General features: G+C 66.9%; 12 protein-coding genes. 5 read left to right on the top strand and 7 right to left on the bottom strand.

Going from position 1 to position 13,040, the window contains the following annotated elements; genetic code table 11:
- Positions 1-174: 174 nt before the first annotated feature.
- The gene (locus ABIC65_RS00950) at positions 175-1,086 is read left to right on the top strand and encodes a YfdX family protein (RefSeq protein WP_354306338.1); all 912 of its coding nucleotides are present in this window, start codon (positions 175-177) and stop codon (positions 1,084-1,086) included.
- 56 nt (positions 1,087-1,142) lie between these two features.
- Here the strand turns inward: ABIC65_RS00950 and ABIC65_RS00945 are convergent, their stop codons facing one another.
- The 4 genes from ABIC65_RS00945 to ABIC65_RS00930 form a co-directional block, all read right to left on the bottom strand.
- A complete protein-coding gene (locus tag ABIC65_RS00945; RefSeq protein WP_354306337.1) occupies positions 1,143-1,913 on the bottom strand; it encodes a TMEM175 family protein in 771 nt (256 codons plus the stop codon).
- Positions 1,914-2,560: 647 nt separating this feature from the next.
- A complete protein-coding gene (locus tag ABIC65_RS00940; RefSeq protein ID WP_354306336.1) occupies positions 2,561-3,427 on the bottom strand; it encodes an alpha/beta hydrolase in 867 nt (288 codons plus the stop codon).
- Positions 3,428-3,494: 67 nt separating this feature from the next.
- Entirely contained in the window at positions 3,495-4,118 is a 624-nt protein-coding gene (locus tag ABIC65_RS00935) for a pyridoxamine 5'-phosphate oxidase family protein (protein ID WP_354306335.1), read from the bottom strand.
- A gap of 38 nt (positions 4,119-4,156) precedes the next feature.
- A complete protein-coding gene (locus ABIC65_RS00930) occupies positions 4,157-4,840 on the bottom strand; it encodes an isochorismatase family protein (protein ID WP_354306334.1) in 684 nt (227 codons plus the stop codon).
- 308 nt (positions 4,841-5,148) lie between these two features.
- Here ABIC65_RS00930 and ABIC65_RS00925 point away from each other — a divergent pair, with 308 nt between their 5' ends.
- Positions 5,149-5,766, top strand: a complete 618-nt coding sequence (locus ABIC65_RS00925) for a response regulator transcription factor (RefSeq protein WP_354306333.1) — start codon at positions 5,149-5,151, stop codon at positions 5,764-5,766.
- Positions 5,767-5,781: 15 nt separating this feature from the next.
- Here the strand turns inward: ABIC65_RS00925 and ABIC65_RS00920 are convergent, their stop codons facing one another.
- Entirely contained in the window at positions 5,782-6,141 is a 360-nt protein-coding gene (locus ABIC65_RS00920) for a winged helix-turn-helix domain-containing protein (RefSeq protein WP_354306332.1), read from the bottom strand.
- Positions 6,142-6,374: 233 nt separating this feature from the next.
- Between ABIC65_RS00920 and ABIC65_RS00915 the strand changes: the two genes are divergently transcribed.
- Positions 6,375-9,464 (top strand): sensor histidine kinase, encoded by a 3,090-nt coding sequence (locus ABIC65_RS00915; RefSeq protein WP_354306331.1) that lies wholly within the window; start codon positions 6,375-6,377, stop codon positions 9,462-9,464.
- Here ABIC65_RS00915 and ABIC65_RS00910 read toward each other — a convergent pair.
- Both ABIC65_RS00910 and ABIC65_RS00905 read right to left on the bottom strand, forming a co-directional pair.
- A complete protein-coding gene (locus ABIC65_RS00910) occupies positions 9,461-9,757 on the bottom strand; it encodes a GNAT family N-acetyltransferase (protein WP_354306330.1) in 297 nt (98 codons plus the stop codon). The genes ABIC65_RS00915 and ABIC65_RS00910 overlap by 4 nt on opposite strands.
- 38 nt (positions 9,758-9,795) lie before the next feature.
- Entirely contained in the window at positions 9,796-10,671 is an 876-nt protein-coding gene (locus ABIC65_RS00905; protein WP_354306329.1) for an alpha/beta fold hydrolase, read from the bottom strand.
- Positions 10,672-10,881: 210 nt separating this feature from the next.
- Here ABIC65_RS00905 and ABIC65_RS00900 point away from each other — a divergent pair, with 210 nt between their 5' ends.
- Together ABIC65_RS00900 and ABIC65_RS00895 are read left to right on the top strand one after the other, a co-directional pair.
- Complete coding sequence (locus tag ABIC65_RS00900) at positions 10,882-11,856, top strand: alpha/beta fold hydrolase (protein WP_354306328.1); 975 nt, start codon at positions 10,882-10,884, stop codon at positions 11,854-11,856.
- Between the two features lie 195 nt (positions 11,857-12,051).
- Positions 12,052-13,026: a proline iminopeptidase-family hydrolase gene (locus ABIC65_RS00895; RefSeq protein ID WP_354306327.1), complete on the top strand. Its 975-nt coding sequence runs from the start codon at positions 12,052-12,054 to the stop codon at positions 13,024-13,026.
- Positions 13,027-13,040 lie beyond the last annotated feature (14 nt).

Genomic DNA, 13,040 nt, shown 5'->3' with positions numbered 1-13,040 from the left:
CGGCCGCGCCCTGACGATCGTCAAGGCAGCGTCTGGGCCGGCTTCCTAGACCGCCAAGGGATCAAACCTCGTCCCCCCCAACCTGAGGAAGCGCGTCGCATGTCAGCCCTTCACCATCCGACCACACCATCTTTCCAGGCCCGGTACGCGACCCGCCTCGGCATGGGAGCCGCCGTGATCGGCCTCAGCCTGCTGGCGCCGGGCTGCTCGCAGGGGGGCAATCCCCCCGGCAACGCCCAGAACGAGACCGCGGCGGCACCCGCCGCTGTCGGCGCGACACCCGCCGCGATGCCGGTCGCCACCGGTGTCGGCGGCCGAATCGCTGAAAGGCGGCGCACGCTGATCACCGGCGCCGTCTCGGCGCTGCAGGAAAGCTATGCTGCGCTCGACCTGCTGAGCGCCGGCAAGGCCGATGACGCCGTCCAGACACTTGCGCGGGCCAGCGGCAAGCTCGACGTTGTCCTCGCCGCCGAACCCAAGCTCGCCCTCGCCCCGGTCGACGTCCGCGTGACGACCCGCGACCTCATCGCCACGCCGGCCGATGTGAAGGCGCTGCGCGACTTGGCCGAGGCGGCGCTCGACGATGGACGCATACAGGACGCGCGGCGACTGATCGCCGGGCTGGCCAGCGAGAGCGTCGTCACCACCGTCAACATTCCGCTGGCGAGCTATCCGGGGGCAATCAAACAGGCAGCGGCGCGCATCCTTGCGGGCCACCCAGCCGAAGCCAAGGCGATGCTCGAAACCGCGCTGGCGACATTGGTCGTCGAGGACCTGATCATCCCGCTGCCGCTTGCCAGGGCCGAGGCGTTGCTCGATCTGGCGCAGCCGCTCGCCGAAAAGGCGCAGCGCAGCGCCGACGAGAACAAGCAGCTCGAACGGCTGCTCGCCGATGCGCGGTTGCAGATCGATCTGGCCAAGGCGCTCGGCTATGCGACGAAGCAGGATCTCGACGCGCTGTCGGACGAACTCGAAACCATTGATGACAAGACTCGGGGCGAAGGCAGCGGCATGCGCCTGTTCGACCGGATCAAGGCGTTGTTCGTCCAAGCGAACCGCCAGGCAAACACGCCTCCCCGGCCCTGACCGCAGGATGCCGTGCGCGATTTCGCCCGACGCGCGCGGCATCCTGCTGCCGGCCGCTATTGCGGAGGGCGATGCGCGTCCGCGTACTGCAGGTTATGCCAACGCTCGAAGCGGCGGTCGGGGACCAGCCACGCAAGCGAAACCGCGATGTACAGCCCGATGGCGATCCAGGGCGAGACGAAGGCCGCGGGGATGCCGAGGCCATAGAGGACGAACGTGATCCATTCCTTCTCGCGCGAACCGACCACAGCGCGAATGCGCGATTCGGTGCCCTCCGCAAGGATCAGCTCGCGTTCGAGCCAGATGTATCCGAACGCCGCCATTACCGTCACTGCCCCATAGGCGGCGACCGGTTGCGGCGTTACCCCGGCAAGGCCGATCCAGCGGATCACGAACGGCATCAGGGTCAGCCAGAACAGCAGGAACAGATTGGCCCAGAGCGCCCGCCCGTTCACGCGGCTGGCGGTGGCAAGCATGTGGTGGTGGTTGGTCCAGAAGATGCCGATGTTGATATAGGCCAGTGCATAAGCGGCGAGCAGCGGGATAACGGGCCGGATCGCGATCCAGGCGTCGGTGACGGGGACGCGCAGATCGAGGACCATGATGGTGATGGCGATCGCCAGCACGCCGTCGGTAACGGCCATCAGCCGGTCGGTCTTCATGGCCAGTTCCTCGATGACGTGAAGTTGCACTTCTGGCCGCGAGCGCGTGAATGCGCATTGACGTCCGTCAACGGCCTCGCTCGCTTCCCGCCACAGCGATGAAGTGCCGCGATTGAGGGCCTTGGTGCGAATTACGAGAATGCTGTCGGTCGCCTGAGCAGTCACCCGGCTGCGTTGTCTGTGATCGCCAATCTTTCAGACGCAACTTGCTGGAGGGGACCCCCGTTACATCTAACATTTGCGTTCGGGGACGGGCAACCCTGACCAATGACCACATTGATGAGCACACTGCTGTCGGACCCTTCAGCTGAGCGAATGGCTGGCTCTGGCGGGGTCTGCCGTGCGATGACCGATCAGCGAACGGCGCACGTTGCTCGGGAGCAGCCGCGAACCGAAGTTCAGCGCGGCATAGTAAGTACGACGGAGATGCCTAAAAGCCCCGCTCGCGATGATTCTTGAGCTTGCCTCTTGGTTCCTGTCTGAAACCTTGGCCCCTTCCCCACTAATCGAGACAAAATGGGGCCGAGAACTGATGGTACTTCTGATGGTACCAGGCAAGCATCACAGAAAACTTGTCATTTATTACCAGTACCTTGAGGTCATTCAAGAGCAACCGTAGGGGTCACCAGCGATATCAATCGCTTAGCTGCTGAGTTGCTGCGCGGATGCGCAACTTACTGCAAACCGTAGCTGGAAACTGGCGGACTTTCTCGGATCGTCCCATAACACGCAGCGTGCCGGTAGCCCTTCCTCGGGTTTCCAAGTGCCGTCAAGGCGGACCAAGGCTTTCGTCGGATCTGCGCATTCCTTGCTCACGTCTTGACGGAGGCAGTTGGCAGGCGCTCCTCGATCCAGGACGTTATATCTCCGAGGACCACCTCTTTCCCGAAATCTGCCAGGGGATCGTGAAATGCGCCTTCGTAAAAGCCCAGCCTTTTATCCTTTGATGCTGCGGCCTCATAGAACAGCTGGCTACCATCAGGTCGCGTTGCCCTGTCAGCGGTTCCATGGAGGATCAGAACCGGCGCAGTGAGTTGCGAAAATTCGCGGTTGAGCCGCGCGCCCGCGCGAATCAGTGCCGCCACCGTGATGGCGGGCTGCGTTTCCTTGGCGGTCAAAGGATCGGTATTCAGGAAGCCGACTCGAACGGGATCGCGCGAAAAGTCTTCGTTCTTGAGCCTGAGCACGCGCGCTCGGGGTGCGAAGCGGCTGAATAGCTTGAGAAAGGCAAGCGCGATGCCGGGCGCAGGCAGGTGGAAGGCGAAGCTTTCGCAAATCAACCCCTGCAGACCGAACGGGTGCTCGATCGCGTAGAGGCAGGCCGCCACGCCGCCTGCGCTGTGCCCTAGCAGGTACAACGGCAAATCCTGCTCGCGTCGTCGGGCAAACGCGACCATCGCGGCGATATCCGCAACATAGTCGTCGAAACGCTCAACGAGGAAGCGCGGCCCGCTCGATCGGCCGCGTCCGCGAAGGTCCAGCGCATAGACGACGAAGCCCGCAGCCACGAGTTGCTCTGCGACCCACTGATAGTGGCCACCATGCGCATTGAACCCGTGGCAAATCGTAACGATTGCGCGCGGAGACGAAGCAGGACGCCAGCTGCGGACGAAAATCGACACCTGGCCGACCGAAAGGGTAATCTCTTCAGGAACTGTGGGGAAAGCGTTCGCGGTCATGGTCAACTCCTTCAGGCGCAGCTCGTCCGAGGAAGGATGCCTTCCCGAAGCACGATTTGACGCGGGATCAATCCCCCCCGGCCAGTTGGCGGCGCAGCTCGGCATTTTCCCGCTCCAGCGCTGCCAGCCGGTCGTGCAGTGGCTGAACAGCCGTCGCGATCTCGTGCTCGTTGAATCGCAGCACGATATGCTGCGGGCAGTTCCAGTCGAAGGCGACCAGCCGCAGCCGGAACATCCGTTCGATCGCCGCGCCATAGTCGGGGTCCGTGACGCACTCAGCGAGCGCCTGATCGGCCCCGGGCGCCACGGTCTCGACATGCACGTACATCTTCAGCCTGGCGCGGCGGACATAGTCCATCAGGATCAGGCACGCCCGGTCGTTCGTCCGGAAATTGCCGGTGCTGATATATTGCCGGTTCCCCCGGTAATCGGCGAAGGCGAGCGTCTGCGGATCGAGCATTTTGAGGAAGCCGGGCGGGCCACCGCGATGCTGCACATAGGGCCAGCCGGTTTCCGATACCGACGCGATGTAGAAGCTGTCGCGCTGCGCAAGGAAGGCGACTTCGTCCGCGGTGAAGCGATCGAACGCGCGGTGCCCCTTGAACCGGGTCCAGAGGTCGCCCACGCCCATCTCGGCCTGCGCGGCTGCCACGCCCGGCGTGCGGGCCACGTCCATGAAGCCATAGGGCATGGCGCCCCTCCCTCCTCCGGTTCAGCCTGCAGCCTTGCCTAGGCGATTGCCTCGCGCGCCGCCTGCTGGGCGCGGACATAGCTCTCGATCACCGCCGCATAATTCGGCGCGGCCAGACCGTAGAGCTTGGCCAGCTCGGCGGCTTCGGGGCGCGCCCAGGTACGATGGAGCTCGGAGAGCAGCGCGTTGGTCGAGGTCGGCTTCACGCCGCCCTGGACGAAACGCGCGAGCGAGATGCGCGAGACCATCTCGCTCGGATCGCCCGACGCATCGAGCACCGCATAGACCTCGAAGCCCGCCGCGCGGGCATCGAGCGCCGGGAACATCACGCACACGCTGGTCCACACCCCGGCCATCACCAGCGTCTTGCGCCCGGTGGCGCGGACCGTCGCGACGAAGTCGTCATTGTCCCAGGCATTCACCTCGCCCTTTCGCGGCACATAGACGGCGTGCGGGGCGTGGATCGCGATCTCCGGCATCAGCGGGCCGTTGGAGCCAGCAGGCTCGGACGCGGTGGTGATGACCGGGATCTGCAGCAGCGAGGCGAGCCGGGCGATCATCTCGACATTGCGGCGCAGATCGGCGACGGGGATGTCCTTCACCGTCTGGAACAGGCCCGACTGGTGATCGAGCAGCAGGATCACCGTATCGGCCGGATCCATCAGCATCGCGCCGCCGCCGCTGGCAAGGATGCTGGTCTTGGGGGCAGGCGAAGAAGGCATGATGACTATCCTGTGGGTTCGTCCCTGCGCGCCGGCAGCGGCATGGGACGCTTGTGATCGACGTGCACGGACCTTGTACGCGACATCGGCGCGGCGCCTCGGTCAGCTGTGGTAAGCTGCGGTTAAGCGCAGGCATCGCCCGGCGGATACGGTGGACGGGGCCGAGCGCCCCGCACCGTTCCGGGGAACAAGGCTGCGGCAGCCCGTGGAAATTTCCCGCGCGATCGCTAGGATGGTCCATGATGGACTTCAGGGACGGCGGCGACTTCCGGGGAATGGGAGGGACGCCGCCAGGGGATCGGGGAAGCGTGACGATACGGGTGCTGACGGTAGACGATCACGCAACGGTCCGCGACGGCGTGGCCGCGCTGATCGCGCGGCAGCCCGACATGGAGATTGCAGGCGAAGCGGCGAACGGCACCGAGGGGGTCGCGATGTTCCGCGCGCTCGGGCCCGACGTGACCCTGATGGACCTGCAGATGCCCGACATGGGCGGGATCGACGCCATCGCCGCGATCCTCGACCTGTGTCCCAAGGCCCGGATCCTGGTGCTCACCACCTATTCGGGGGACGCGCAGGCGATCCGTGCGATCCGGGCCGGCGCGGCGGGCTATCTGCTGAAGAGCTGCCTGCGCACCGAATTGCTGGACGCGATCCGCACCGTCCATGCCGGTCGCCGCGCGATGAGCCCGGAAATCAGCCACGCCGTGGCCGAACATGCGCTCGACGATCCGCTGACTGACCGCGAGATGGCGATCCTGGGCATGGTCGCCGAGGGGCATCCCAACAAGCAGATCGCCCGCAACCTCGATGTCTCGCCGGACACGATCAAGTCGCACCTCAAGAACATCTTCGCGAAACTGGGAGTGGACGATCGCACCCATGCCGTCACCGTCGCGATCCGGCGCGGCTTCTTCCACCACTGACGCCGGGCGCGGCGCTCAGTCCTGCACGTCGGCGATGAAGCGATAGCCGCGCCCGGTGACGGTGGCGATGTAGCGCGGAGTCTCCACCACCTCGCCCAGCACCTTGCGCAGGCTGGCGACATGCACCTTGAGGTTGCCGTCGCCGACGAAGGTGTCGGGCCAGGTGCGGGCGCGCAGTTCGCGCTTGCTGACGACCTCCCCCGGACGCTCGGCCAGAACGGTGAGGATATCGAGCGCGCGGGCACCGATCTTCACCGGCTCGCCATGCTTGAGCAGCAGCTGTCGGCCGGGCTTGAGCACGAACGGACCGAAGCGGAAGCACCGCTCGATCGCTCGCACCAGCGGCGCCGGATAGGCGGGTATCGGTGTGGGCATGGATAGGGCAGTAGATGGCATGGGGACGACCTCCCGGTTGCATCGCTCTCGCCGCCCCGGGCGGCGCGATGCCCGGGGGCAGAACGATGATGTTGTGGCGCGAAGACTATGCCGACGGCGCGCCGGGGGCACCCTACCCCCGGGTTCGCCGGCTTCACCCATTTGGGGGATCGACAGCACGTGGTGCCATCGCCCCGCGTGACACCCGCTCCGCTTTGGACGAGATACAGCGCATGTCGCGCGCCGCGAAATATTGGGTCCTGGCCATGCTGGCCCCGCTGTGGAGCACCGGCGACGCCTGCGCAGGGGGCGCCCCGCGCAGCCTGCAGCAATTGCGGCATACCGCCTGGACCGTCCGCGAGGGCGCCCCGCCGGAGATCTGGGCGCTCGCCCAGTCGCGCGACGGCTATCTCTGGCTGGGCACGGGGAGCGGGCTGTACCGCTTCGACGGCGCGCGCTTCGAGAAATTCCGTCCCTTCCAGGGCGAACACCTGCCGTCGCTCAACGTCAATTCGCTGCTCGCTACCCGCAGCGGCGACCTGTGGATCGGCTTCGCATCCGGGGCCGTTGCCCGACTGCGCGGGGGGCGCCTGGCCACGTTCGACCTCGGCTTCCGCTCGGTTCCCGTGCTGGCACTGGCCGAGGATCGTTCGGGGACGATCTGGGCGGTGCTGGGCGAGGACAATCGTGGCGGGGTCGCCCGCTTTCGCCAAGGACGCTGGGAGATGCTCGGTGCCCGCCACGGCGTGGCCGCAGGCGCTGCGACCAGCGTCGTCGCAGGCGTCGACGGATCGGTATGGGTCGCAGTGGGCGGCGAACTGGCGGTGCTGCGTCCGGGTGCCGCCCGCTTTGTCCCCGTTCCCGCCTCGGCCTCGGAACGACCGCAGTTGAAGCTGGCCCCGGACGGCGCGATCTGGCTGAGCACCGGCGCCCGCCCGGGTCTCCAGCGCATCGCGGGATCTGCCGCCGGTGCCCCCCAGACCTGGGTGCAGCCCCCCCCTGCGGCCAATCCGCGCGCCGAAAGCATGTTGTTCGACCGGCGCGGCGGGCTGTGGGGCAGCTATGGCAGCGGCGGCGTCTTCCGCATCGGCCTTGGCTGGTCGGGCGGCACGCTGCTTCCCAACGGCGTGCGCGAGCGCTTCGGCGTCGAGCGCGGGCTGACCTCCAACCTCGCCAACCCCCTGCTGGAAGATCGCGAGGGCAATATCTGGGTGGGGACCAATCTGGGCCTCGACCAGTTTCGCGAGACCAGCGCCGTGGTCGCCACCGGGCTGCCGACGGATTCGCGCAACGGCTTCCGGATCGCGCCGGGTCCCGCGGGCGCGATGTATGTGACGACCAATGACGCCCTTTTCCTCGCAGACCCCGGCCATGTGGCCCGAAAGCTGGCCCGACTCCCGCGGCGCCCGCTGATCCTGCACAGGGATGCGCAAGGCCACGTGTGGATCGGCACGGATCGTACGCTGGGGTTCTGGTCCGGCGGCGGCCTGCGCAACGTGCCCCTGCCCTGGCCGCAACCCACGCCCTTTGCGCTGTTCGAAGCATCGCCCGGACGGATCTGCATCGCGTCGGCCAAAGATGCCTTTTGCAGGAAGGGCGACCGGTGGACGCCCGATCCGCGGCTCGCGACGACGGGCAATCCGCCGACGCAGATGCTGCGCGACGACGCCGGGCGCGTCTGGATCGCCGAAGGGGATCGTATCGCACTGATCGATGGGTCCGCGCGACGCATATTCTCCGCCCGCGAGGATCTGGCGCTGGGCACGGTCGTGGTCATCGCGGTGCGGGGGCGCCATGTCTATGCTGGCGGCGACTTCGGCCTGGCGCGGTTCGACGGCCGGCGCTTCGTCACGCTGCGCTCCGCTGTGCACCCCTTTCTGAGCCGGACCGCCGGGATCGTCGAAACCGCCAAGGGCGACCTCTGGCTGAACACCGCCGGCGGGGTAGTCCGGATCGCACGGCCCGACCTCGAGGAAGCCTTCGCGCACCCCGCCCGGCCGATGCAGGCGCGCGTGTTCGATCGCGACGACGGCATGCCCGGCGTGGCACAGCAGGATTCCTGGTCGCAGACCGCGATGGAGGCCGCCGATGGGCGCCTCTGGTTCCTCACCCGCGTCGGCGTCGCCTGGATCGATCCGAACCAGCTCTTCTACAACCGGCTGCCGCCGCCGGTGATCATCCAGTCGCTAAGCTCCGGCGGCCGTAGCTATGCGGGTGGGGCGGCCATCCGGCTGCCCAAGGGAACCTCCAACCTCCAGATCGCCTATACCGCGACCAGCCTGTCCGTGCCCTCGCGCGTCCAGTTCCGCTACCAGCTGGAGGGCGTCGACGAAGGCTGGGTAGATGCGGGGACCCGCCGCGAGGCCTTCTACACCGGACTCGCGCCGGGCAGCTACCGCTTCCGGCTGACGGCGGCGAACGAGGATGGCGTGTGGAACCGGCAGGGCGCGACCCTCGCGTTCGAGATCCCGCCCACCTTCGTCCAGAGCTGGCCCTTTCGCCTGCTCTGGGGCGTAGGTGTGCTGGTGCTGCTCTGGCTGCTCTACAAGCTCCGGCTCCGCGCGCTCGCCCACCGCATCCGCGCGCGCATGGCGGAGCGGATGGGCGAGCGCGAGCGGATCGCCCGCGAGCTGCACGACACGCTGCTGCAATCGGTCCAGACGCTTACCCTGTACGTCCAGGTGGCCGTGGAGGACCTGCCGCGCGGTACGCCCGAACGCGCCAAGCTCGAAAGCGCCCTGATCCGCGCCGATCGCGCGATCGCGGAGGGGCGCGACCGCGTGCGCGACCTGCGCACCCGGCTGGATCCCGATGGCATCGTCGAGATCCTCGCCGCCATCGTCGCCGAGCAGGGCTTCGGTCCTGCGACGAGCGTCCGCATCCAGGCGATCGGGGATCCGCGCCCGCTCGCGGCAATCGCGCTGGACGAGATCGTCCGCGTCGCCGGCGAGGCGATCGCCAATGTCCGCCAGCATGCGCACGCCACCCAAGTGCGCATCGACATTCGCTTCACCCGTCCCTTCACGATCCGGTTTTCGGATGACGGGGCGGGGATCCCGGCGCAGGTCCTCGAATGCGGACGCAAGGCCGACCATTACGGGCTGCAGGGGATGCGGGAACGGGCGAGGAAGCTCCGCGGCGCGCTTTCCATCCGCCCGCGCGCGGGCGGCGGCACCGAGCTGCTGCTCACGATCCCCGCGCATATTGCCTATGCCCGTCGCGGCGGCTCGCGCTGGTCGGCGTGGCGGGACCGGGTGCCGCGGCTGCTCAACCCCCGCCTGTGGCGGCGGCTCGCCGCGTCCCGCCCCATCACTATCGACTAGGCGGGCGAGGATTCCGTCACGAGATCGCGGTCTTCGGGATGGCGCTGGAGATAGGCGCTGACGAAGGGACAGCGCGAGACGATCCGCAACCCTTGTGCGCGCACATCCGCCAGCGCCCCGGCAACCAGCCGGGTGCCGATTCCTTGCCCTTCGAGCGCCTTGGGAACCACAGTGTGGGTGAAGACCAGAATGTCGTCGCGGCGCTGATAGGCCGAAAAGGCGATGCCCTTCTCGGTCGCCAGTTCGTAGCGGCTTTCCGCCGGGTTGTTCCGTACGTCGGTATCGCCTTGCATGGTCACTCCTTTCGCCATCGAACGCGGCACGATCCTGTCTAGCCCAAATGGCGCTCGAGAAAATCGAGCATCCGATCGGCGATCTCCCGCGCGTGCGTCTCCAGCGCGAAATGGCCTGCGTCGAGCAAGTGCACCTCGGCGTCGGGCAGGTCTCGCCGGAATGCCTCGGCGCCCGCTGGCAGGAAGAACGGGTCGTTCGCGCCCCATATCGCCAGCAGCGCGGGTTGCCGCTCGCGCAGATAGGCATGGATGCCGGGGTAGAGCGCGACGTTGCGGGCATAGTCGGCGATCAGATCGAGCTGGATCGCGTCCTGCCCGGCCCGCGCGAGCAGCGCGGCATCCAGCCAATAGCCTTCGGGGGCGATCCGGTCCGGGTCCGGCGCGCCGTGGGTATATTGCCAGCGAGTAGTCTCGAGCGTGAGCATGCTGCGCATCGCGTCGCGATTGGCGGGCGACGGGTCCGCCCAATAGGCGCGGGTCGGCGCCCAGCCGTCGCTCATGCCCGCTTCATACGCGTTGCCGTTCTGCGACACGATCGCGCGGATCGCGTCCGGCCGCGCCAGGGCAAGGCGGAAGCCCACCGGCGCGCCGTAATCGAACAGGTAGAGCGCATATCGGGCCAGCCCCAGCGCATCGCAATAGGCGCCGAGGGTCTCGGCGAGGCGATCGAAGCTGTACACGAAGCCATCGGGGACCTCGGTGAAGCCGAAGCCCGGCAGGTCGGGCGCGATCACACGATAGCGGTCCGCGAGGCGCGGCATCAACGCGCGAAACTGGTGCGACGAGCTCGGGAAGCCGTGCAGCAGCAGGATCACCGGCAGCCCCGGATCGCCCGCCGCGCGGTAGAAGAACGAGACGCCAGCCGCCTCGATCCGGTGGACCGACGTCTCGAGCGGCTCGGTGGGGCGCTGCATGGGTACCTCATAATGAAACGCCGACGCGACGCCGGACGCGCTCCCATTTCCGCAGACGACAGGCCTCGCGCAAGTAAATCCATGTATATCGTGGTCTATGAACATCACCCCGCTTCACGGGATTTTACCACAAGCGACACCCTCTGCCGCATTACTTGGCTACTTTTTGCCGGAATCGACACACACGTCCAACCTGCAAGGAGATCATGTATGAAACGCCTGCTTACGGTCGCGGCGCTCGCCGCCGTGACGATCACCGCCGCGCCAGCGGCGCTCGCTTCTCCCGAAGGTGCGCCGCCGCCTGCACCCATCAGCGTGCCGGTGATCCACTATCGCACCGCCACCGTCGACGGGGTGAAGGTCTTCTATCGCGAGGCGGGCCCCGCGAATGGCCCGGTGGTCCTGCTGCTCCACGGCTTCCCCACCTCCTCGCACATGTTCCGCAACCTGATCCCCCTGCTCGCCGACAAATATCGTGTCATCGCACCCGATTATCCCGGCTACGGCCAGAGCGACGCGCCCGACCACAAGCAGTTCGCCTACACCTTCGCCAACCAGGCCGAGGTCATGGACAAGCTGGTCACGCAGATCGGCGCGAAGCGCTACGCCCTGTACGTCATGGATTATGGCGCGCCGATCGGCTACCGGCTCGCACTCAAGCATCCGGAGCGGGTTAGCGGCCTGATCGTCCAGAACGGCAACGCCTATGACGAGGGGCTGCAATCGCCCTTCTGGGATCCGATCAAGGTCTATTGGCGCGACCGTTCGCAGAAGAACCGCGACGCGTTGAACAATCTGGTCACGCTCGACATCACCAGGTTCCAGTATACCGACGGGATGGGCGACGTCGCCCGGATCAGCCCCGACAACTGGGTCCACGACCAGGCGCTGCTCGACCGGCCCGGCAACCGCGACGTCCAGCTCGACATGCTCGGCGATTACGGCTCGAACGTGCCGCTCTACCCGCAATTCCAGGAATTCTTCCGCACCCGCCGGCCGCCGACGCTGATCGTCTGGGGCAAGAACGACAAGATCTTTCCCGAGGAAGGCGCACACCCGTATCTGCGCGATCTGCCCAAGGCCGAGATCCATATCCTGGATTCCGGGCACTTCGCGCTGGAAGACAGGCTCGACGTGATGGCCCCGCTGATCCGGGACTTTCTCGATCGCAATCTCACGAAGTGACCGGCGGTGCCCAGCCCGCGACACCCAGTGCGTCGCGGGCGGCACATCGTGGTGGCAGTCCCGACGCCTGCCGATCTGGACTTGGTCAATTCTGGTAAACGCAGCATCGCGTCGGTCGCAAAACGATGGCCCGGCGATATAGCACCGCAGCCGCTCGGAAACTGTCCCGGCGGCGCTGTGAAGAGGGAGTGATGGATGTCGAAGCCGACGGGTTGGACGAGACGATCGACGCTGAAGACCATCGGCACCATGGCGGGATCAAGCCTGTTCGACGCGAACGCATGGGCGCGTCGCGCCGATATTCCCAGCAGCGACGGCTATGCGTCCGTCCCCGGCGGCAAGATCTACTGGCGGAAGTTCGGCTCCGGCGGCAAGACCCCGCTGCTCACGCTGCACGGCGGCCCGGGCGCCGCGCACAACTACCTGCTGTCGATGCAGGCGCTGGCCGATGAGCGCCCGGTGATCTTCTTCGACCAGTTGGGCTGCGGCAAGGCGGACGCCCCCGCGGACAAGGGCGTCTACACCATCCAGCGCGCGGTCGACGAAGTCGACGCGGTGCGCGAGGCACTGGGGCTCCGGCAGGTGGTGCTGTACGGCCATAGCTGGGGCACGCTGCTGGCGACCGAATATCTGTGTCAGGGCCGCGGCGTCGGCGTCGAGCGGCTGATCCTGGGCGGCGCCTTTGCGAGCATTCCCCAGGCGGTGGCCGGCATGCAGCGGCTGATCGCCGGCATGCCGAACGGCTTCGCCGCGCAGCTCCACGCGCTGGAGGCAGCGGGCAAGACCGGCACGCCCGAATATGCCGCACTCGTCCAGCAATTCTACGATCGCTTCCTGCTGCGCGTCCCGCCCACGCCGGACGCCGCGGCAAGCTTCGAGGCGCTCGGCAAGTCGATCGCCTATCGGGTGCTCAACGGCCCGAACGAGTTCACCATCGTCGGCAAGATCAAGGACTGGGACCGACGCAAGGACCTGAAGCGGATCACCCAGAAGACGCTGCTGACCACCGGCGAGTTCGACGAAGTGACGCTGGACTGCCACACCACGCTGCGCGATGGCCTGGGCGGCAAGGCGCGGCTCGCGGTGCTGAGCGGGTGCTCGCACATGACCATGGTCGAGAAGCCGGAGCAGTATAATGCCCTGCTCCGCAGCTTCCTGGCCGAATCCTGATCGGGAGACAGCGT

It is taken from the genome of Sphingomonas trueperi (assembly GCF_040545665.1).
Taxonomy (GTDB): Bacteria; Pseudomonadota; Alphaproteobacteria; order Sphingomonadales; family Sphingomonadaceae; genus Sphingomonas; species Sphingomonas trueperi_B.
Note: the sequence above shows the minus strand (reverse complement) of the source record. Positions and strands in the feature narration are given on the sequence as shown.

Coding starts and splice junctions, on each gene's coding strand:
- ABIC65_RS00940 (WP_354306336.1), bottom strand. CDS start 3,427: ATGACCGCGAACGCTTTCCCCACAGTTCCTGAAGAGATTACCCTTTCG.
- ABIC65_RS00935 (WP_354306335.1), bottom strand. CDS start 4,118: ATGCCCTATGGCTTCATGGACGTGGCCCGCACGCCGGGCGTGGCAGCC.
- ABIC65_RS00930 (WP_354306334.1), bottom strand. CDS start 4,840: ATGCCTTCTTCGCCTGCCCCCAAGACCAGCATCCTTGCCAGCGGCGGC.
- ABIC65_RS00920 (WP_354306332.1), bottom strand. CDS start 6,141: ATGCCCACACCGATACCCGCCTATCCGGCGCCGCTGGTGCGAGCGATC.
- ABIC65_RS00915 (WP_354306331.1), top strand. CDS start 6,375: ATGTCGCGCGCCGCGAAATATTGGGTCCTGGCCATGCTGGCCCCGCTG.
- ABIC65_RS00910 (WP_354306330.1), bottom strand. CDS start 9,757: ATGCAAGGCGATACCGACGTACGGAACAACCCGGCGGAAAGCCGCTAC.
- ABIC65_RS00905 (WP_354306329.1), bottom strand. CDS start 10,671: ATGCAGCGCCCCACCGAGCCGCTCGAGACGTCGGTCCACCGGATCGAG.
- ABIC65_RS00900 (WP_354306328.1), top strand. CDS start 10,882: ATGAAACGCCTGCTTACGGTCGCGGCGCTCGCCGCCGTGACGATCACC.
- ABIC65_RS00895 (WP_354306327.1), top strand. CDS start 12,052: ATGTCGAAGCCGACGGGTTGGACGAGACGATCGACGCTGAAGACCATC.